This window comes from Acinetobacter sp. 1000160 (genome assembly GCF_000588715.1).
Lineage (GTDB): Bacteria > Pseudomonadota > Gammaproteobacteria > Pseudomonadales > Moraxellaceae > Acinetobacter > Acinetobacter courvalinii.
The window spans coordinates 133,062-151,571 of sequence record NZ_JFWP02000004.1 but is presented as its reverse complement, the minus strand read 5'-3'; the positions used below and the strand labels follow the sequence as shown (position 1 = coordinate 151,571).

The 18,510-nt window shown below is 44.0% G+C and carries 18 protein-coding genes; 4 read left to right on the top strand and 14 right to left on the bottom strand.

Annotated elements, in window-relative coordinates; translation table 11 throughout:
- Together aceE and J699_RS09105 are read right to left on the bottom strand one after the other, a co-directional pair.
- Nucleotides 1-2,718, bottom strand: a complete 2,718-nt coding sequence (gene aceE, locus J699_RS09100) for a pyruvate dehydrogenase (acetyl-transferring), homodimeric type (protein ID WP_005282403.1) — start codon at nt 2,716-2,718, stop codon at nt 1-3.
- 205 nt (nt 2,719-2,923) lie between these two features.
- Nucleotides 2,924-3,628, bottom strand: a complete 705-nt coding sequence (locus J699_RS09105) for a M23 family metallopeptidase (protein ID WP_005227901.1) — start codon at nt 3,626-3,628, stop codon at nt 2,924-2,926.
- 105 nt (nt 3,629-3,733) lie between these two features.
- Here J699_RS09105 and J699_RS09110 point away from each other — a divergent pair, with 105 nt between their 5' ends.
- A complete protein-coding gene (locus tag J699_RS09110) occupies nt 3,734-4,174 on the top strand; it encodes a DciA family protein (protein WP_005227903.1) in 441 nt (146 codons plus the stop codon).
- A 98-nt stretch (nt 4,175-4,272) separates the two neighbouring features.
- Here the strand turns inward: J699_RS09110 and lpxC are convergent, their stop codons facing one another.
- From lpxC to J699_RS09155, 9 genes are all read right to left on the bottom strand, one after another.
- Nucleotides 4,273-5,175, bottom strand: a complete 903-nt coding sequence (lpxC, locus tag J699_RS09115) for a UDP-3-O-acyl-N-acetylglucosamine deacetylase (protein ID WP_032868448.1) — start codon at nt 5,173-5,175, stop codon at nt 4,273-4,275.
- A 111-nt stretch (nt 5,176-5,286) separates the two neighbouring features.
- On the bottom strand, nt 5,287-6,468 hold the full coding sequence (gene ftsZ, locus J699_RS09120; protein ID WP_005227906.1) for a cell division protein FtsZ: 1,182 nt from the start codon (nt 6,466-6,468) through the stop codon (nt 5,287-5,289).
- A gap of 164 nt (nt 6,469-6,632) precedes the next feature.
- Complete coding sequence (ftsA, locus tag J699_RS09125; protein ID WP_032868447.1) at nt 6,633-7,895, bottom strand: cell division protein FtsA; 1,263 nt, start codon at nt 7,893-7,895, stop codon at nt 6,633-6,635.
- A 61-nt stretch (nt 7,896-7,956) separates the two neighbouring features.
- Entirely contained in the window at nt 7,957-8,814 is an 858-nt protein-coding gene (locus tag J699_RS09130) for a cell division protein FtsQ/DivIB (RefSeq protein ID WP_032868445.1), read from the bottom strand.
- A gap of 6 nt (nt 8,815-8,820) precedes the next feature.
- Complete coding sequence (locus tag J699_RS09135; RefSeq protein ID WP_032868444.1) at nt 8,821-9,747, bottom strand: D-alanine--D-alanine ligase; 927 nt, start codon at nt 9,745-9,747, stop codon at nt 8,821-8,823.
- Nucleotides 9,748-9,794: 47 nt separating this feature from the next.
- Nucleotides 9,795-11,240: a UDP-N-acetylmuramate--L-alanine ligase gene (murC, locus tag J699_RS09140; protein WP_032868443.1), complete on the bottom strand. Its 1,446-nt coding sequence runs from the start codon at nt 11,238-11,240 to the stop codon at nt 9,795-9,797.
- Between the two features lie 13 nt (nt 11,241-11,253).
- Nucleotides 11,254-12,351 (bottom strand): undecaprenyldiphospho-muramoylpentapeptide beta-N-acetylglucosaminyltransferase, encoded by a 1,098-nt coding sequence (gene murG / locus J699_RS09145; RefSeq protein ID WP_079281789.1) that lies wholly within the window; start codon nt 12,349-12,351, stop codon nt 11,254-11,256.
- 226 nt (nt 12,352-12,577) lie between these two features.
- Entirely contained in the window at nt 12,578-13,522 is a 945-nt protein-coding gene (gene gshB, locus J699_RS09150) for a glutathione synthase (RefSeq protein ID WP_032868442.1), read from the bottom strand.
- 227 nt (nt 13,523-13,749) lie between these two features.
- On the bottom strand, nt 13,750-14,232 hold the full coding sequence (locus J699_RS09155) for a glutathione peroxidase (RefSeq protein ID WP_032868441.1): 483 nt from the start codon (nt 14,230-14,232) through the stop codon (nt 13,750-13,752).
- Nucleotides 14,233-14,409: 177 nt separating this feature from the next.
- Here J699_RS09155 and J699_RS09160 point away from each other — a divergent pair, with 177 nt between their 5' ends.
- Both J699_RS09160 and J699_RS09165 read left to right on the top strand, forming a co-directional pair.
- Complete coding sequence (locus tag J699_RS09160; protein ID WP_032868440.1) at nt 14,410-14,862, top strand: MarR family winged helix-turn-helix transcriptional regulator; 453 nt, start codon at nt 14,410-14,412, stop codon at nt 14,860-14,862.
- Nucleotides 14,863-15,069: a DUF3565 domain-containing protein gene (locus J699_RS09165; RefSeq protein ID WP_032868439.1), complete on the top strand. Its 207-nt coding sequence runs from the start codon at nt 14,863-14,865 to the stop codon at nt 15,067-15,069.
- A gap of 59 nt (nt 15,070-15,128) precedes the next feature.
- On the opposite strand, the gene J699_RS09170 is transcribed toward J699_RS09165, so the two are convergent.
- The 3 genes from J699_RS09170 to J699_RS0218685 are packed head-to-tail and all read right to left on the bottom strand — an operon-like array spanning nt 15,129 to nt 17,600.
- Nucleotides 15,129-15,884 carry an SDR family NAD(P)-dependent oxidoreductase gene (locus tag J699_RS09170; protein ID WP_032868438.1) on the bottom strand — a complete coding sequence of 252 codons (756 nt, stop codon included), beginning with the start codon at nt 15,882-15,884 and terminating at the stop codon, nt 15,129-15,131.
- A complete protein-coding gene (locus J699_RS09175) occupies nt 15,885-17,186 on the bottom strand; it encodes an FAD-binding oxidoreductase (protein WP_032868437.1) in 1,302 nt (433 codons plus the stop codon).
- Nucleotides 17,187-17,600: a GtrA family protein gene (locus tag J699_RS0218685; protein ID WP_032868436.1), complete on the bottom strand. Its 414-nt coding sequence runs from the start codon at nt 17,598-17,600 to the stop codon at nt 17,187-17,189.
- 29 nt (nt 17,601-17,629) lie between these two features.
- On the opposite strand from J699_RS0218685, the gene J699_RS0218680 reads away from it, so the two are divergent.
- The gene (locus tag J699_RS0218680; RefSeq protein ID WP_032868435.1) at nt 17,630-18,508 is read left to right on the top strand and encodes a decaprenyl-phosphate phosphoribosyltransferase; all 879 of its coding nucleotides are present in this window, start codon (nt 17,630-17,632) and stop codon (nt 18,506-18,508) included.
- The last annotated feature ends 2 nt before the right edge of the window (nt 18,509-18,510 follow it).

The following is an 18,510-nucleotide window of genomic DNA, read 5'->3' as shown; positions in this document are numbered from 1 at the left end:
TTATTTCCCCTCACCTGTTTGTGTTTCATTGTATTCAGCCACGGCCTGAACTTCCGGATGCGCTTGTGGCGCCCATGCAACTGGACGATCTGTATCTAACTCAAAGTTAGAAATGGCATCTTTCACCAAACGCGCATCAACTTCACCTTCGTCAGCGAGTTTTTTCAACGTCGCCACAACGATATGCGCAGCATCAACACCAAAGAAACTACGTAAGTTCGCGCGTGTATCTGAACGACCGTAACCATCTGTACCTAATGCAACAAATGGACGACCATCTGGAAGATAGGCACGAATTTGTTCGCTATACGCACGCATATGATCTGTTGCAGACACAACGATACCTTCAGTACCACGTAACTGTTTCGATACCCAAGACTCTTTCACTTCTTCAGCCAGTGGGTGTAAACGGTTGTATTCTTCACATGCCATACCGTCACGTGACAACTCATTGAAGCTGGTGACACTCCAAACGTTTGAATGAATCTGGTATTCATCACGCAAGATTTTCGCAGCTTTAATCACTTCACGCAGAATGACACCTGAGCCCATTAATTGAACCGTAGCTTTGTCATCTTTTTCGAACAGGTACATACCACGTTTAATGCCTTCCTCAGCGCCTTCTGGCATTGCAGGATGCTCGTAGTTTTCATTCATTACGGTTAAGTAATAGAACACACGCTCTTGGTTGACATACATACGTTGTAAACCGTCATGTACGATCACAGCCAGTTCATAACCAAAACATGGATCATAAGATACGCAGTTTGGAATCGTGTTTGCCAAGATATGCGAATGACCATCTTGGTGCTGTAAACCTTCACCGTTCAATGTGGTACGGCCAGCAGTCGCGCCCAACAAGAAACCTTGTGCCTGTGCATCACCTGCAGCCCATGCAATGTCGCCAATACGCTGGAAACCGAACATTGAGTAGTACATGTACATTGGAATCATCGGCAAGTTATTGGTCGAATAACTGGTTGCCAACGCAGCCCAAGCGCTCATCGCACCCGCTTCGTTGATCCCTTCTTGCAGCATGTGACCGTCACTTGCTTCACGGTAATGCATTAACTGCTCTTGGTCTTCTGGGGTATATTTTTGACCGTGAGCGGCATAAATACCGAGCTGACGGAACATCCCCTCTAAACCAAATGTACGTGCTTCATCTGGAACGATTGGCACGACGCGGTCTTTAATCGCTTTTTCTTTCAGTAAAGCAGCAATTAAACGCACCATCAACATCGTGGTCGATTGCTCTTTACCACCAGAACCATTTAATACCGCATCAAATACTGATAATTCAGGAATCGCTAAAGTTTCACTCTCTTTACGACGTGCAGGTAGGTAACCGCCTAATGCCTCACGACGCGCTTTCATGTACTTCATTTCTGGAGAGTTTTCACTTGGGCGATAGAATGGCAGCTCTTCTAACTTATCGTCTGTAAATGGCAGGTTGAAACGGTCACGTACATATTTCAAAGAGTCGATCTGCATTTTCTTGATTTGGTGAGTTTTGTTCACCGCTTCAATTTCTTCAGACAAACCATAGCCTTTAACCGTTTTCGCAAGAATAACGGTTGGTTGACCTTTGGCTTTCATTGCTTCGGCATAGGCAGCAAAAACTTTGTACGGGTCATGACCACCACGGTTAAGATTGTCGATGTCTTCATCGCTTAAATCTTTGACCAGTTCCGCAGCTTCTGGGTACTTACCAAAGAATTTCTCACGTGTATATGCACCGCCTTTGACTTGATAGCGTTGGTATTCGCCATCAACGGTTTCATCCATCACTGCTTTTAAAGCACCAGACTTATCTTTGGCAAGGAGCGGATCCCAATGACGGCCCCAAACCACTTTAATCACACGCCAGCCCGCACCACGGAATAACGATTCTAATTCTTGAATGATTTTACCGTTACCACGTACCGGACCATCCAGACGCTGTAAGTTACAGTTCACCACCCAAATCAGGTTATCAAGCTTTTCACGACCTGCCAGTGAAATTGCACCCGTACTCTCTGGCTCATCCATCTCACCATCGCCGAGATAAGCCCAGACTTTACGGTCTTCTTCTTTGATCAGGCCACGATTCATCAGATATTTCTGAATATGTGCCTGATAAATCGACATGATCGGACCAAGACCCATTGATACGGTCGGGAACTGCCAGTAGTCCGGCATTAAATAGGGATGTGGATAGCTAGGTAAACCGTTACCGCCCACTTCACGGCGGAAATTACTGAGCTGCTCTTCATTTAAACGTCCTTCAAGGAAAGAACGCGCATAGATACCCGGGGCACAGTGACCTTGATAATAAATCATGTCGCCGCCAAAGTTGTTCGAGGCAGCACGGAAGAAATGGTTGAAACCAACATCGTACAAGGTTGCAGACGATGCGAAACTTGCAAGGTGACCACCCAGATCATCCCCAGTCTTGTTCGCACGTAATACCATTGCCAAAGCATTCCAGCGGATCAAAGCGCGGATACGGCGTTCCATATCCTGATCACCTGGCATTGCAGGTTGTTCATCAACTGAAATGGTGTTGAGGTAAGGTGTATTTAAGCGCTGGATTGGCACATGTTTCGCAATTGCCCGTTGATAGAGTTTTTCTAGTAAGAATGCAGCTCGTTCCGTGCCCATGTGTTGTAATACAGAATCAAATGCTTCTTGCCATTCTTGGGTTTCTTGCGCGTCAGAGTCGCCATAAAACGCCATACAATTCACCTTTTCCCTTAAGTTATTTGTCGACCCTATTTTTATCATGTTTTGCTTTATAAAGGGTATGGCCCTAGCTGAATGGGAAACGCTATATTATTTTCTGACAAAATAGTCATTGACCGAACTGAAACAAAACACATAAAAAATCGCCAATAAAGGCGATTTTCTCTTAACATTTATATACAACTGTTAACAAATTACATTAAGGCAACATTGCGAGGTAAGTTGAAGGGTTTTTACGCTGTCCATCTTTCACAACTTCAAAATGTAAATGCGGGCCAGTACAACGACCAGTACAGCCAACATTGGCAATATGCTCACCTGCGCTAACACGATCGCCTGCGTTCACGATTAAACGTGATGCATGGGCATAGCGAGTGATATAACCATTGCCATGATCAATTTCAACATATTGACCATAACCCGTGCCCCAGCCTGATTTGGTCACAACACCAGGACCTGTTGAATAAATCGGTGTGCCTGAAGGTGCAGCCAGATCAACCCCTGAATGATGGCGGGTTGAACCGAGTAAAGTACGTGTTCCCCAAGAAGAACTCACGCGACCTTCCTGTAATGGATGGCTGACCAACCAAGAATAACCGGTATTTGCAGAGAACGAAGAAGACGCATTGTCTTGAGATGAAACCGCTGAACGACCATATTTCTTTTCGATCGTTGCATTGTTCAATTCAATGGTTTTTTCACGTAATTTAACTGACACATTCGAAATAGCAGGCAGATCCATATCTGCAGAATGAGTATAAGAACCTTGAGCGAGAGTCTTTGATAATTGCTCTAAACGGTCATCACCTGTTGACTGACCAATATTCTGGTAGTCTGCAAAAGCAACCGAAGCAGCTGAAGCAGCCAATGAAAATGCGAGTAAAATACGACGCGTATGATGCATAAAAAACCTCTTGAAACCGTCCTTCAAACGTTCCTTTATCATCTCTTCCTTGATAACAGTTGAACCAAACGCTTAAGATGGACACATTACCTCCGAGGAAGTTCTATGTCTGAGCCTAACAACGTTTTCCAACAGAAAGGACAACACATAAAAACTGGAAACTTAACGTTTCTGACAACGCAAGTTACGCAATGGAAACAACTTACGAAAATTATTCAACCGTTATTGCCCCAACCAGAGCAATGGCAAGTTGTTTGTTATCAACATGGTGTTTTGATCATTACTGGTGAAAATCAGGCCATGATTAGTCAACTCAGCTATTTACAAAGCAACTATGTTGCGCAGTTAGCTCAGCTCGAAGGACTCAAGGAATTACGAAAAATTCAAGTTCGTTTAAGAAACAAAACAGTTGTCTCGCGTGAACCCTCTCCCCCAACAAAAGCACTTACATCAGAGACCCAAGAGCAATTGCGTAGCGCCGCTGAATATGTGAGCGACCCTAAGCTTAGCCAAGCTCTACTACGTTTGGCAAGCAATAAAAAGTAAACTTCATACATTCAGTATCGAAATACATCATTATATTTTGTGACAAAATTCTCAGATTCATTTGTTATAATATAACATAGCCAATAAAAGACAATGACTTATGTCACACTCACATAAGGAATTGGACAATCCTTCTCGTTATTAAATGTTACAATTTCATAGCTGCTTGGATCATTTTGAACATTGCGTAATAACTGATTGTTCAGCGCATGACCCGACTTATAACCATCAAACTTGGCAATAATCTGGTGACCAAGCAAATATAAGTCACCGACTGCATCTAAAATCTTGTGTCGCACAAACTCATCGGCGAAACGCAAGCCTTCCTCATTGACCACACCAGTATCATCAACACCAATGGCATTTTCCAGGCTTGCACCCAAGGCCAGATTATTGGCTTTGAGATAATCCAGATCCTTCATGAAACCAAAAGTTCGGGCTTCACTCACTTCATAGACAAAGGTTTCTGTTGAAAAATCAATGGTCGCCGACTGGTATTCTTTGGCAAAGGCGGGATGATCAAAATCAATGGTAAAGTTAAGCTGAAAGCCCGAATGAGGCATAAAAATCGCTTTTTTGTCATCAATTAAAGCTTCGACGGGCTTTAAAATGCGGATAAACTTCTTTGGCGCATCTTGCTCTGCCAGCTCACCTTGCATGAGCAGATAGATAAAAGGTCCCGCACTGCCATCCATGATCGGCACTTCAGAAGCAGACACTTCAACAATCAGGTTATCGATTCCCAATCCAGCAATCGCACTCATGACATGCTCAATGGTGCCCACTTTGATATCCTCACGCACCAGATTCGAACACATAAATGCTTCTTGAATCAGCAAGGCATTGGCTGGAATATCTACAGGGGGATTTAAGTCGATACGGCGAAAGACAATACCTCCGTCAATATGGTGTGGAACAAAATTGATCAGCACCTTTTGACCACTGTGCAAACCAATCCCGCTCGCTTTCACCACACGCTTGAGAGTACGTTGTTTCAACATGCCATACCAACTTCATTTGCAAAAACCGATATAACTTAGCATATTTTGCCATTTTAAAAAAATAAAAAAGGAGGCAATTGATTGCCTCCTTTCTCTAAATAACTGATTTTATTATTTACGTTGCTGATTTTTCAGATAGTCTTGAATGCTCATTGGCGATGAACGTGGCGTAGAACTTGCGGTAGCACTTGCTGGAGCATCTACATTTGCTCGTTTACTAATCGCCGGAACGTCATCTTCATCAACCGGTTGTTGTGCCACTTGAGCAGAACTTACATGCGAAGCAGCAGTCCGTCGTTTCTGATCCACTTCACTTGCATTACGCGTTAAACCAGTCGCGATAACCGTAACACGAAGTTCATCACGCGCATCCGGATCGAATACCGTACCGTAGAAGATTTCACCTTCATCCAGGTCAACAATCTGGTTCACCACATCGGTAATGATCTCGGTTTCACGTAAGGTAATATCATCACCACCGGTGATGTTGATCAATACACCTTTCGCATTGATAATATTCACATTATCAAGCAACGGGCTACGGATCGCCTGTTCAGCCGCCTGACGGGCACGATCTTCACCACGACCTAAACCAGCACCCATCATGGCATAACCACGCGTACTCATCGCTGTTTTCAAGTCGGCGAAGTCGAGGTTAATATGACCACGATTGACCACAAGGTCAAAAATACTGCGAACTGCGTTCAACAATACATCATCTGCCTTTTTATAGGCATCTTTCATTGAGATATCGCCATAGACACTGAGTAAGCGCTGGTTCGGAATGATAATCAGTGAATCAACATGTGCTTCTAAAGCATCAATGCCTTTTTCAGCAGACTTTTGACGGCGACGGCCTTCAAAATTAAATGGGGTTGTCACTACACCAACGGTCAGGATACCCATTTCTTTGGCAACTTCAGCAACAACCGGTGCAGCACCTGTACCAGTACCACCACCCATACCGGCAGTAACGAAGACCATATCAGTACCTTCAAGGTGCTGACGGATCACATCACGGCTTTCTTCAGCTGCGATTTGACCCACTTCCGGATTCGCACCCGCGCCTAAACCACGCGTACTTTGTTCACCCAATTGAATTTTGAATGGCGCGTTCATGCTGTCCAGTGCTTGTTTATCTGTATTGGCACAAACAAACTTGACACCTTGAATATCCGATTGGGCCATGTGTTGCACGGCATTACCACCGCCACCACCCACACCAAATACTGTGAAACGGGCTTGACCGTTGCCATTGTCTAGTTCATCTTCTATAAATTCAAATGAGGCCATGACCTTTAGATTTCCTAATATTAATGGCAGTTACTTCAGCCCGTTACTGCCCTGATTTTTAAACAACTGATGTTTAGGATGCTGTTCAATAATCACCAGATTGTCAAGTACAGTGGCAGATTTAGAACAACTTCCTAACAAATTTTCCCAAAAATAACTACAACTTAAAAAATGGCCTTTAATTTGCTATTTAATGCATTCCAACCATTGGCAACCCGATCAACAAAACTACGATCGCTGGCCTCTTCTGGTTCTTCAACCGTATCCTGCAAATCACTCTGGCTAAACATCAACAAACCTGCTGCAGTAGCATACATTGAACGACGCAATGCTGGTAAATGCTGATCCTCCGCATATACTTGCAGTGGCGGATTGCCCAGATGCGCAGACACACCGAGCGTACGACGCGCCAGATTCACCATGCCTTCAATTTGGCAGGCATCTCCAGTCAGCACCACACCATGATATAAACCATGAATCGCTCCGCTATGCTCCAGTTCTTCACGAATTGAAGCAAAGATTTCTTCATAACGCGCAATAATGATTTCTGCAAGCTCAATACGACTGATGGTTTGTGTGCCATCAATGCCTTGCACCTGAATCATATGGTCTGGTTTCACCACACTCAGATCGACGCAACCATGTAAAATCTTGATGCGTTCCGCTTCTTCTGTGGTGGTTTGTAAAACCGCTGCAATATCACGGGTGACATTCTCGCCACCACGTGGCAAGGTCCGTGCGAGTGCCAGACGACCATCCAGATACACTGCAACATTGGTAATGCCTGCGCCAATGTCGACCAGACAAACCCCATATTCTTTTTCATCTTTGAGCAGACTTGCCTCAGCCGTTGCCAGACAAGACACCACCATTTTCTCTACCCCGATATTGGCCCCTTTCATGGCACGATCCAGGTTTTGCATGGTGCTGATCGGCATCATCATCAACTGATAATGGCCTGTCATGCTATGTGCAGACATATTGACCGGATTCTGCACCCATTCAGCCGAATCACCGAGCTCAAAGCCCAATGGCACAGCGCTGGCCAGATAATAATCCGGTGAGACATGACTGGCTTTGGCCAATTCCAGCGCACGCACCACTTCATTTGTCGTAATAATATGATCGTGGTTGGCGACAGGGGTACGGCCTGATGCATAAAAACTTTGTAATTCAGTACTCGGAATAGACACCCATGCGCTATGAATACGGCACTCTGCCATATCTTCTGCTTCGGATACTGCATTTTTAATCGCAGCAATGACCTTGTCCAAGCTGACAATCTTGCCTTTAACCATGCCTCGGTTGCGAGCAGTTGCCATGCCAATGACCTGGATCTTATCCGGTGCATGGACCTTACCAATCAAGACTGAGACTTTATGGGTCCCAATATCAATCGCAACAACTGAGGGAACAGCTTCACTCATTACTTCAATACCATATCTTTAGTGTTGTTTAGGACCACTGCCCTTTATTTTAAGCCACGTATTATGGCTTTGCCTGAATTGCCCCTGCAAGGCTTGTGTCATCAATCGTTACAACTAACTGACCATTCACAATCTTAGGCGGAGCTGCGTTTTTCCATTGAATGGCCAGGCCATTGCGGTAACGCAGATCAATTGCCGTGATTTTAGACCATGCAGGTTTTAGATCTGTCTGTGCCAAATGGCTTAAGCGCTGCAGCTTATTCATGGTCTGATCCTGATCCACGATAATCCGTAAACCCGAATCAAACTGCATAAACCAGGTCATGCGCTCAGTTAAATACAGTTCTTTTAATCTTAAATTCGCTGGATGAAATAACTGGTTAATTTCATTATAGCGACGCATCATCATTTTGGATTGGCTGGCCGGCCCATGTAACAGTGGCAAATTTGGATGTGCTTGCGGAACCGCTTCACTAAACACCTCACCATTATCACTCAGCAAACGCCCTGTTCCCCAACGTGCAATCGCATGACGCGGCATCACCCGCACCCGAATTGCATTTGGCCAAGCTCGTGATACCACCACACGGTCCACCCAAGAAACCTTTAATGCCTGATCCCGAATCTGTTCTAAATCCGACGTAAAGTAGTTATCTTTAATAATCGGGTTCAGGTATTTAACCAATTGCTGATTTTCGACTTCAGAATTGGTGCCCACCACCTGCAACTCTGCCACTTTGGCATCGGTCATAACTTTATATAAGCCAAACAGACCTAATGCCAGTACAGCAAATGCAATAACAAGTAATGCCCAGCCGCCCGCATTCACCATCTTTTGTTTAGGCGAAGGTGGTTTCTCGTGAATCGAGCTAATGGCGGGTCGCGTTTTGCGACGCATGGATGCAGGAAGTTGAGCCATAAATAATTAAGCCGGCTGTGCTAAGGTTTGCTCTAAAATCGCAACACAGAGCTGATCGAAATTATAACCAACGGCTTGCGCTGCTTTTGGTACCAGAGAATGACTGGTCATGCCTGGAACGGTATTAACTTCCAATAACCAGAAATCCCCCTGTTCATCCTGCATCGCATCAATACGGCCCCAGCCTTCTGCACCTACGGCCTGGAAAGCACGTAAGCATAATGTCTGTAGACTTTTCTCTTCTGTCTCGCTGAGACCGCAAGGAATACCATATTCCACATCATTACGCTGATATTTTGCTTCATAGTCATAAAAAGCCACATCTGCGGGTGGCTGTAAACGTATCACCGGCAAAGGCTGACCGTTCAGGAATGAAATCGTGAATTCACGACCTGTAATCCATTTTTCTGCCATCACCACTGCATCATGCTGGGTCGCTTTTTCGATCGCAGCGGCAAAGTCTTCAGCTTTTTCAACCTTGCTCATGCCAACGCTCGAACCTTCATGTACCGGCTTGATAATCACAGGCAAGCCCAATTCAGCAATTACAGGTTCAAGATCGGTATCCTTGGTAATAATGCGGTAAGGCGCAGTCGGTAAATCGCTACCTTGCCAGATCTGCTTGGTTTTGACTTTGTCCATGCCAATGGCAGAACCTTGCACGCCAGTCCCAGTATACGGAATATTCAACCACTCCAATACGCCTTGAATCTGGCCATCTTCACCGCCACGACCATGCAATACGATAAAAGCACGATCATAACCGACCAGTTCAGTCACACTACGATCTTGCGGATCAAATGCTTCTGCCTGCACACCCGAACGTAACAATGCGTCTAAAACGGCCTGACCGCTGTCCAATGACACCGCACGCTCAGCCGATTTCCCACCAAATAACACAGCAACTTTGCCGAATTTCGCAGCATTTGACACGTTTATATCCTTAAAACTGTAAAACTTTTAATATTCAAAACACAAAATTATTGGGCATACAAACGATGCTGGGCCAATTCTACCGAAATTGCACCCACGTTACCCGCGCCTTGTGTTAATAACAGGTCATTAGCTTGTAACACTTTTTGTAAAACGCCTGGTAAATTGCCTTCCACTGGATCAACCAGAATCGGTTCCACTTCGCCACGCAGACGAATACTACGTGCCAAGGCACGGCTATCCGCACCCACAATCGGTTTTTCGCCTGCTGGGTAAACTTCTAACAATAATAACTGGTCGACTTGTGATAACACATCTACGAAGTCATCAAAACAGTCACGGGTACGGCTAAAACGGTGCGGCTGGAACAACATCACCAAACGGCGGTCCGGATGGCTGGCACGTGCCGCCTTAATGGTTGCCTCAACTTCTTTTGGATGATGACCATAGTCATCTACCAATTTCACCATGCCCTCGCCAACTTCATATTCACCTTGCACCTGGAAGCGACGACCCACACCACTAAAGCCTTCTAAGGCACGGCAAATCGCACCATCAGAAACGCCTTCATCAGTTGCTACTCCAATCGCAGCAAGCGCATTTAGGACATTATGCAAGCCAGGCTGATTAATGGTGACACGTAAAGGCTCACGATCTTTACGCAATACGGTAAAGTGCGAACGCATGCCTTCCTGCGCCACATCAATAGCACGAATATCGTTACCTTCGTCAAAACCGTAAGTTAAAACCGGACGACCAACACGCGGTAAAATCTCACGAATATTGGCATCATCGCCACAGCCCACAGCCAAGCCGTAAAATGGCAGGTTATGCAGGAACTGGATAAAGGTATCTTTTAACTTATCGAAACTGCCTTCATAAGTGTCCATGTGATCTGCATCAATATTGGTCACAATCGCAGCCATCGGCTGTAAATACAAGAATGAAGCATCCGACTCATCTGCTTCCGCCACGATAAAGCGGCTTTCGCCCAAGGCTGCATTGACCCCGGTACTATTCAGCAAACCACCGATCACATAGGTTGGATCTAGATTTTCTTCCGCCAGCATGGTGGTCAATAAACTGGTGGTGGTGGTTTTACCATGTGTTCCCGCAACCGCGATACCATGACGGTAACGCATTAACTCACCCAACATTTCTGCACGGCGCACAATCGGGGTACGTTGTTCAATTGCAGCTTTAATCTCTGGATTTTCAGGATCAATTGCTGTCGACACCACCAGTACATTGGCGTTTTTAATATTGTCTGCCGAGTGGCCGATAAACACCTTGATGCCGTTGGCTTCAAGTTGAGCGGTGGTTTTTGAGGCTTTGATATCAGAGCCCGAAATTTTATAACCCTGGTTACTCAATACCTCGGCGATACCACACATCCCCGCCCCCCCAATACCAACAAAGTGGATATTTTTAATACGGCGCATTTCTGGCACTTTAATCAGCTTTTTGGCTTGGTTTGGATTTGTAGGAGACATAGATAAACTCGAATTACAATTTTTTAATCAGATCAACCACATGCTGCGTCGCATCCGGTTGTGCTTGTTGACGTGCTTTAACTGCCATTTCAGAGAGGAGCTGGCGATTGAGCAAGCTGGCAAATAACTCATCTAAAACAGCAGGGGTCATTTCTGTTTGCTGGCAAATCTTTGCAGCGCCTGCATTTGCCAAAAATTTGGCATTTGCAGTCTGGTGATCATCCACCGCAATCGGTAAAGGAACAAAAACCGCTGCCAGACCTGCGGTTGCGACCTCAGTTACCGTTAAAGCACCGGCACGACAAATAATTAAATCAGCTTCGCTATAGGCTTTGGCCATATCATGAATAAACGGCTCAACCTGAACCGTTAAATGCTCAGCTGCACCTTGATAGAGGGCACGCGTCGCATCTTGCTTATTTTGACCACATTGATGGAATACATTCAGCGGTACACTAACTTTCTTCAATGCCTCTGGTAAACGTTCATTTAACGCCTGCGCCCCCAATGAACCACCCACAATTAAAATATTCAGTGGCAATTGTTGCTGTTCACGGGTTTGATAACGCCATGACGGATTCAGAATCGCAGTGATTTCGGCACGCACAGGATTGCCTGTGGTCACCACTTTATCACTACTTGGGAATGTCTCTGGAAAAGCCTGACATACGGTTGTGGCGATACGTGCCAGTTGGGTATTGGTAAAGCCTGCAATCGCATTCTGTTCATGGATCAACACAGGAATACCCAGCAACCGTGCAGCCAAGCCACCTGGCCCGGCGACATAACCGCCAAAACCCGCGACAGCATCAATTTTCAGCTGCTTCATGTAGTGCATGGCGCTTAAGGTTGCTTTTAAAATTTTAAATGGTGCACTGAGTTTACGGATCAGGCCATTACCACGCACACCTTGAATATCGATCTGATAAATCGGAATATTTTGATCTTTGAGTAACCGGTTTTCCATTCCTGTCGGGGTCGCCAGCCAAGAGACCTGACAGCCCTCTTGTTGCAGTTGTTTGGCAACAGCAAGCGCAGGAAAAACATGTCCACCTGTACCAGCGGCCATCATCATGACATGTTTGGGTTTGTTCTGGGGTGAATTGGTCACGGTTTAATTCTTCAACTCAAAAAAAGGTTATCGTCTATTGTTTTCGAGCGTTATTTTAATCCTAAAGCTTCATTCACGAAAAGCGAATTTCACTTGTTTACAACAGAAAGCTGAGCTTTTTTCGATTGTTTGTTAAAAACTAGAGACCGCCGATATCTAAAAGCCCATTTGCATCCAAAATTCGAGGCAATACAAACGGGCAGTTTGGTCAAAAAATAAGAATTATTTAGTTTTTAGATCCTGCTTCCAGCACGGCAAATAGATCATCCGCAATCGATGTCCCAAATTGTGCATCAATCTCACGGATACAGGTTGGACTGGTCACATTAATTTCAGTCACGTAATTACCAATCACATCCAGACCAACGAAAACCAAACCTTTTTCACGCAGGAACGGACCAACTTTTGCCGCAATCAATTTATCATTTTCAGTCAGCGGACGTGCCTGACCTAAACCACCTGCCGCCAAATTACCGCGCACTTCGCCATTTTGCGGAATACGTGCCAGACAATAGGGAACCGGTTCGCCATTGACCATCAAGATACGCTTATCCCCTTCTACAATCTCAGGAATATAACGCTGTGCCATGATCGGACGTGTCCCCATTTCCGTGAGCATTTCCAGCGTTGAACCGATATTCACCCCGTCTTGATACAAACGGAAAATCCCCATGCCGCCCATACCATCCAGCGGTTTCACAATCACATCACCATGTTCTTTGATAAATTCACGAATCAGGCTTTGTTGAGACGTCACTAAGGTCGGGACTTGCAGTTCTGGGAATTGGGTGGCAAATAGCTTTTCATTACAGTCACGTAGCGATTGCGGTTTATTGATAATCCATGCACCTTCACGTTCTGCTTGTTCCAGAATATAAGTGGTATAGACAAAGTTCATGTCAAACGGCGGATCTTTACGCATCAATACCACATCGTAATCGGCCAGCGATTCTTTGCGCTGCTCACCCAACTCGTAATAATGATTGTAATCTTCAAATACTTTTAAAGGAGAGATCAGACCAAACGCTTTGCCTTGATCGATATATAAATCGTGCTGTAATGCATAACCCAGTTCATGTCCACGACGGCTGGCCGCCCATAACATCGCCATGGTGGAATCTTTTTTAAGATTCACGGTTTCAATCGGGTCCATCACTACCAGTACACGCATAATCTGACGCTCGTATTTTTAATCTTGGCAAAAAGTATAACCAAGTTTGCGGTCAATCGTGAAACAAGTTGTATAAATCTTAGAGATTAAAAAATCTATTTTGTTCAATTAATTACAACATATTAAAAATATTCAGCTTTATCATTTAATTTATTGAGGAGAAGGAAACCACCAGTTGACTCAACTTATAAACCAGTCATTTCCACTCTCCTTATTTTAAAATTGCTTTAGCCAAGAAGGCGTTGAATATCTTTGGCAATTTTTTCAGGTTTGGTAACCGGCGAATAGCGTTTGACCACCTCACCATTTTGATTAATCAAGAATTTGGTGAAATTCCATTTAATACTTTCACTGCCCAAAATACCCTTGGCTTCAGAAGTTAAATATTGATACAAGGGATGTGCGGTTGGACCATTCACATCAATCTTGGCAAACATTGGAAATGACACACCATAATTACGCTGACAGAAGCTGCCGATTTCTTCGTTGCTGGATGGATCTTGATTGGCAAACTGGTTACATGGGAAACCAAGAATCACCAATCCTTGCTGTTGATAATCCTGATATAACTTTTCCAGACCTTCAAATTGTGGCGTAAGGCCACATTGGCTCGCCGTATTCACCACCAATAACACCTTACCTTTGTAATCGGCGAGGTTCTTTTGTTCGCCTTCTAACAGTTCAGCCTGAAAATCATAAATCTTGCTCATACACATACTCTCATCAATCAAATTGCGGACTTACCCAAAATACGCTGCTTAATCATTCAGCTTGTTTATTTAATATTGCACACAATTATATTGCGCACAAGTTAATTATACGCAATGTACTTTTTGAACGATCCAATTTATACTGAATGTTCAACAACCAAGTCGAGGAAAAACATCATGGCTGAAGTTTCATTTTTGGATAATCAGGTATGTTTTGCCATGTATTCCGCGACCCATGCCATGATTCGCCAGTATCGTCCGTTGCTTCAGGAATACGATCTGACCTATCCGCAATTTATTGTGTTACTGGCGCTGTACGAACAAGACAATGTTATGTTGTCAGAGATTGGACAAAAAACTTTTTTCGACTCAGGTACCCTAACGCCAATTATTAAAAAACTTGAAGAAAAACAGTTTTTAAAACGTGTTGCGGTCAAAGAAGATGAGCGGATGAAGAAAGTGATCTTGCTGGAAAAAGCACTGGTTTCAAAACATGCAATTACCGCGATTCCGTTTAAACTCGCCTGCGCTTTAGGCATGAAGCAGAATGATCTGCTGGCGATTCATAACTTATGCCATCGTTTTTTAAAGGGTTTGGAACAATCGAAACTCGAGTCTATGGAAAGTTAAATGCAGCAAGCGATTGTGGGTTTTCATCTCGATGAAGAAGGACATTGGGTTGCAGAGCTTGCCTGTGGGCATGGGCAACATGTCCGTCATGATCCACCGTGGCAAAATCGTCCTTGGGTGTTGACCGAGCAAGGACGCAAAGAGAAATTAGGGATGATGCTGGAATGTAAGAAGTGTGAGGAGAAAAATTGCAGTGCACTTTTTTAAGACAATGTCGTTAAAAAAAAGCCCAATACAGGATTGAGCTTTTTAATTATCTTTCTAGTTTAGATATCCATTTTTCTAAACAAGAAGAAAGGTAAATTACGGATAATCATCATAATAATTGCCCATTTACCTGGTGTATAGACAGTTAATTTACCCTGATCAATGCCTTGCACAATATCAGCAGCAACTTGCTCAGGTGAGGCAAGCTTGCCTTTACCCGACATTCCAGCCGTCATCGGTGTCGCTGTTGGACCCGGCTTAATTAAAGTTGCTGTAACAGAAGAACTAATTAAAGCGAGGCGGTGTTGTAATCCTTGCAAGTATTTATCAATCAACGCTTTCGATGCACCATAGACATAATTTGATTTACGCCCTCGGTCCCCTGCTACCGAACCAATCACGGCCAATTTACCGTGATTCTGTTCGATCATATGTTTGGCAATGATTTCAGTAAACAGGACTGGAGAAAGTGCATTGACCTCAATCGCCTGCTGACATTGCAACAGATCATTCTGACATTGCTCTTGATCAGGTAAATTGCCATGCGCAATCAGGGCAATATCAATTTTACCCTGTTGATTAATGGCATCAATGCAGTCCTGAATCGCTGTCGCATTTAAAAAATCGACGGTCTGAAATTGGATATTGGCCTGTGGGGTACGGACTTTCAGGTCACTTACCACACGCTGTAATTTATCCTGATCCCGACCTAATAAAATCACTTCACACGGCTGCTGCTTAAGCCAGAGTCTGGCACAATGTTCAGCAATAGCGGACGTCCCGCCTACAATTAAGATTTTGGGTTGATTTGACATTTAAGCCCCTAATAGACGACGAGACATTTCCGAACTGATGCCGGGATCCCGATATTTTAAAAATTCATTCAACTGCGGATAACCCGCTTCAAAAAGTGATCGAGGCATACGCGCATCTTTGGCTAAATAAAGGCGGCCTTGCGCTTGCGCTACAATATGATCCAGCTCATTTAACAGTTTTAAGGTTTTTTCCCCACGATTCGGAAAATCCAGCGCCAAAGTCACCCCTGGTTTTGGGAAGCTCAGCAAGCCTCCTGACTCACGGTCACCAAATGTTTTTAATACAGCCAGAAATGAACCTTCACCTGATTTCTTAATGGCATTTAACATCTCTTGAGTGACTTCTTTACCAATCTCTTTCGGCACTACACTTTGATATTGATAAAAGCCTTTCGGTCCATACATTTTATTCCATTCATGCATGGCATCTAATGGATAAAAGAACGGCTCGTAATGGACCTTTTGCTGCTGGCTTTTGAGTGAGTTACCGTGAAAATAGGCAAAATTAAACACAGGTAAACTGAGTTTATTGACCAAGGAGACCGGAGGCGTGATTGGAAAGGTTTTATCGTTAATTGCAGGTTCGACTTGCGTAGAAGCGCCCGCCAGATTGCCGCGTGAAAAAAGTCCTTTGGCATTGGCACCATTCATGCAATCAATCCAGGAAACGGTGTATTCCCAGTCGGGTTCAGATGAGTCAGAAAGTGCGAAAAACTCATCCAGATTATGATAGGGAATGGTTTCTGCATCTATCCACGAACTTTGGACCGGACGCAACTGTATTTTCACTTCCAGTATGATGCCTGTTAGACCAATCCCAGCGACCGTTGCATAGAACCACTCTGCTCTTTCCGTCTTTGAACACTCAATAATCTCACCATCCGTACGCAGCAATTTGATGTACAGGACATGATCGCCAAAAGAGCCAAAAGCATGATGATTCTTGCCATGCACATCATTGGCAATCGCCCCGCCGACAGTAATCATCTGTGTACCGGGTGTTACAGGTAACATCCAGCCCTGCGGAATCAGGGTACGTTGAATATCCTGTAAGGTTGCACCTGCTTCGCAGTGTAGAATTCCAGTCTGCAAGTCAAAAGAAATCAGATGATTCATGGCTGTCGTCAGCCATAAAACGCCGTTGCCATTTAATGCAACATCACCATAACTTCGCCCCATACCATGTGCAATACCGGGAAAAGTTTCTTGTCGTATTTGTTTGAAGGCGTGTACAGGTGTTATTAACGGAATAACCTGATGCTCAGTATTAGAAAGCCTACCCCAGGCCTGTATTGTTTTCATTTATGCCTCAACTTTACGAAACACAAAATGTTTATCGAGGTAATATTTACATATATAGCCAATCATTAGACCGATTATTCCACCCAGATAGCGCATCTCTTTGGTTCCAAAAGCGGCATGAAAGCCAAACTCAAAACCCCAGAAAATAATAGTGGTAAACAGACCCATGACGGCATATAGCATAAAAAGCTTTCCATCATGTTTGGTATTCTGAGTTTTATATTTAAAAATATATTTTTTATCCAATATATATTTAACCACCAGGCCAACCCCTGTACCCACAACTATTGAAATAAAAATATAAAAATTTCCAACATAAATATAACTAGAAATATCTTGTGCTATAATATTGCAAAACGTAGCAACTATAGCAAACGCTGTATAAAGCAGCGCGAGCTTAATCGAGTCCATCATTTATATTTAATTAATAGCGCTGAAAAAAAATGTATGATATAGCAGAAAATCGGTCTTTTCTAGCAGAAATCCCAGGACTGATAAAACTAATAAGACCAAAACAATGGCTCAAAAACACCTTTGTTTTTGCACCTTTAATCTTCGCAGGCGAATTCGTAAATTTAGAATCTATTTATTCCGTACTCTTTGCGGCATTTCTATTTTGTTTAGCTGCCTCCGCCGTCTATATCGTCAATGATTTGAAGGATATAGAAAAAGATCGGGCCCATCCTGAAAAATCCAAAAAACGACCTTTAGCATCAGGTCAGGTCAGTCCTCAAAGTGCCATCGTTTTATTAACCTTGATTTATATTGCTTTGGGGTTTTCCTGGTTAATTGCACCCAAGGTTATTTACGTGATCGTAGTTTATTTGCTACTGAATTGGGCCTATACCTTTAAGCTGAAACATGAGCCTGTCATTGAAATCTTTATTGTGGCCTTCGGTTTTGTATTACGTGTATATGCAGGCGCTGTGGCGTTGGCAGTACCCGTCTCGCACTGGATGTTTATTACCACATTAAGTATTTCACTTTATCTTGCCTCGATTAAACGTCGTCAGGAACTGCTACAAAGTGGTTCGCAAGGACGTGGTGTACTTGAACACTATTCAGTGAGCTTGATTGACCGCTTTGCTGGCATGTCTGCTGTTACCGCGATCATTTTTTATAGTCTGTATACAATGCAAGTACAGCCACAACTTATTATCACCATTCCATTTGTCATGTTCGGTTTATTCCGTTACTGGTTTATTGTTGAAACCTTGAAAGGCGGAGAATCCCCGACTGACGTGATTGTTCAGGACTGGCAAATTATGATTACAGTTGTTTCGTGGGTCGCGTGTTGTATCTGGACATTATTGCCAGCTTAGTT

Excerpts from the sequence above, each read along its gene's own strand:
- J699_RS09175 (WP_032868437.1), bottom strand. The coding sequence starts at position 17,186 with ATGAAAACAATACAGGCCTGGGGTAGGCTTTCTAATACTGAGCATCAG.
- J699_RS09170 (WP_032868438.1), bottom strand. The coding sequence starts at position 15,884 with ATGTCAAATCAACCCAAAATCTTAATTGTAGGCGGGACGTCCGCTATT.
- J699_RS09165 (WP_032868439.1), top strand. The coding sequence starts at position 14,863 with ATGCAGCAAGCGATTGTGGGTTTTCATCTCGATGAAGAAGGACATTGG.
- murC (WP_032868443.1), bottom strand. The coding sequence starts at position 11,240 with ATGTCTCCTACAAATCCAAACCAAGCCAAAAAGCTGATTAAAGTGCCA.
- J699_RS0218685 (WP_032868436.1), bottom strand. The coding sequence starts at position 17,600 with ATGATGGACTCGATTAAGCTCGCGCTGCTTTATACAGCGTTTGCTATA.
- ftsA (WP_032868447.1), bottom strand. The coding sequence starts at position 7,895 with ATGAGTGAAGCTGTTCCCTCAGTTGTTGCGATTGATATTGGGACCCAT.
- J699_RS09155 (WP_032868441.1), bottom strand. The coding sequence starts at position 14,232 with ATGAGCAAGATTTATGATTTTCAGGCTGAACTGTTAGAAGGCGAACAA.
- ftsZ (WP_005227906.1), bottom strand. The coding sequence starts at position 6,468 with ATGGCCTCATTTGAATTTATAGAAGATGAACTAGACAATGGCAACGGT.
- J699_RS09160 (WP_032868440.1), top strand. The coding sequence starts at position 14,410 with ATGGCTGAAGTTTCATTTTTGGATAATCAGGTATGTTTTGCCATGTAT.
- J699_RS0218680 (WP_032868435.1), top strand. The coding sequence starts at position 17,630 with ATGTATGATATAGCAGAAAATCGGTCTTTTCTAGCAGAAATCCCAGGA.
- J699_RS09105 (WP_005227901.1), bottom strand. The coding sequence starts at position 3,628 with ATGCATCATACGCGTCGTATTTTACTCGCATTTTCATTGGCTGCTTCA.
- gshB (WP_032868442.1), bottom strand. The coding sequence starts at position 13,522 with ATGCGTGTACTGGTAGTGATGGACCCGATTGAAACCGTGAATCTTAAA.
- J699_RS09110 (WP_005227903.1), top strand. The coding sequence starts at position 3,734 with ATGTCTGAGCCTAACAACGTTTTCCAACAGAAAGGACAACACATAAAA.
- lpxC (WP_032868448.1), bottom strand. The coding sequence starts at position 5,175 with ATGTTGAAACAACGTACTCTCAAGCGTGTGGTGAAAGCGAGCGGGATT.
- J699_RS09130 (WP_032868445.1), bottom strand. The coding sequence starts at position 8,814 with ATGGCTCAACTTCCTGCATCCATGCGTCGCAAAACGCGACCCGCCATT.
- aceE (WP_005282403.1), bottom strand. The coding sequence starts at position 2,718 with ATGGCGTTTTATGGCGACTCTGACGCGCAAGAAACCCAAGAATGGCAA.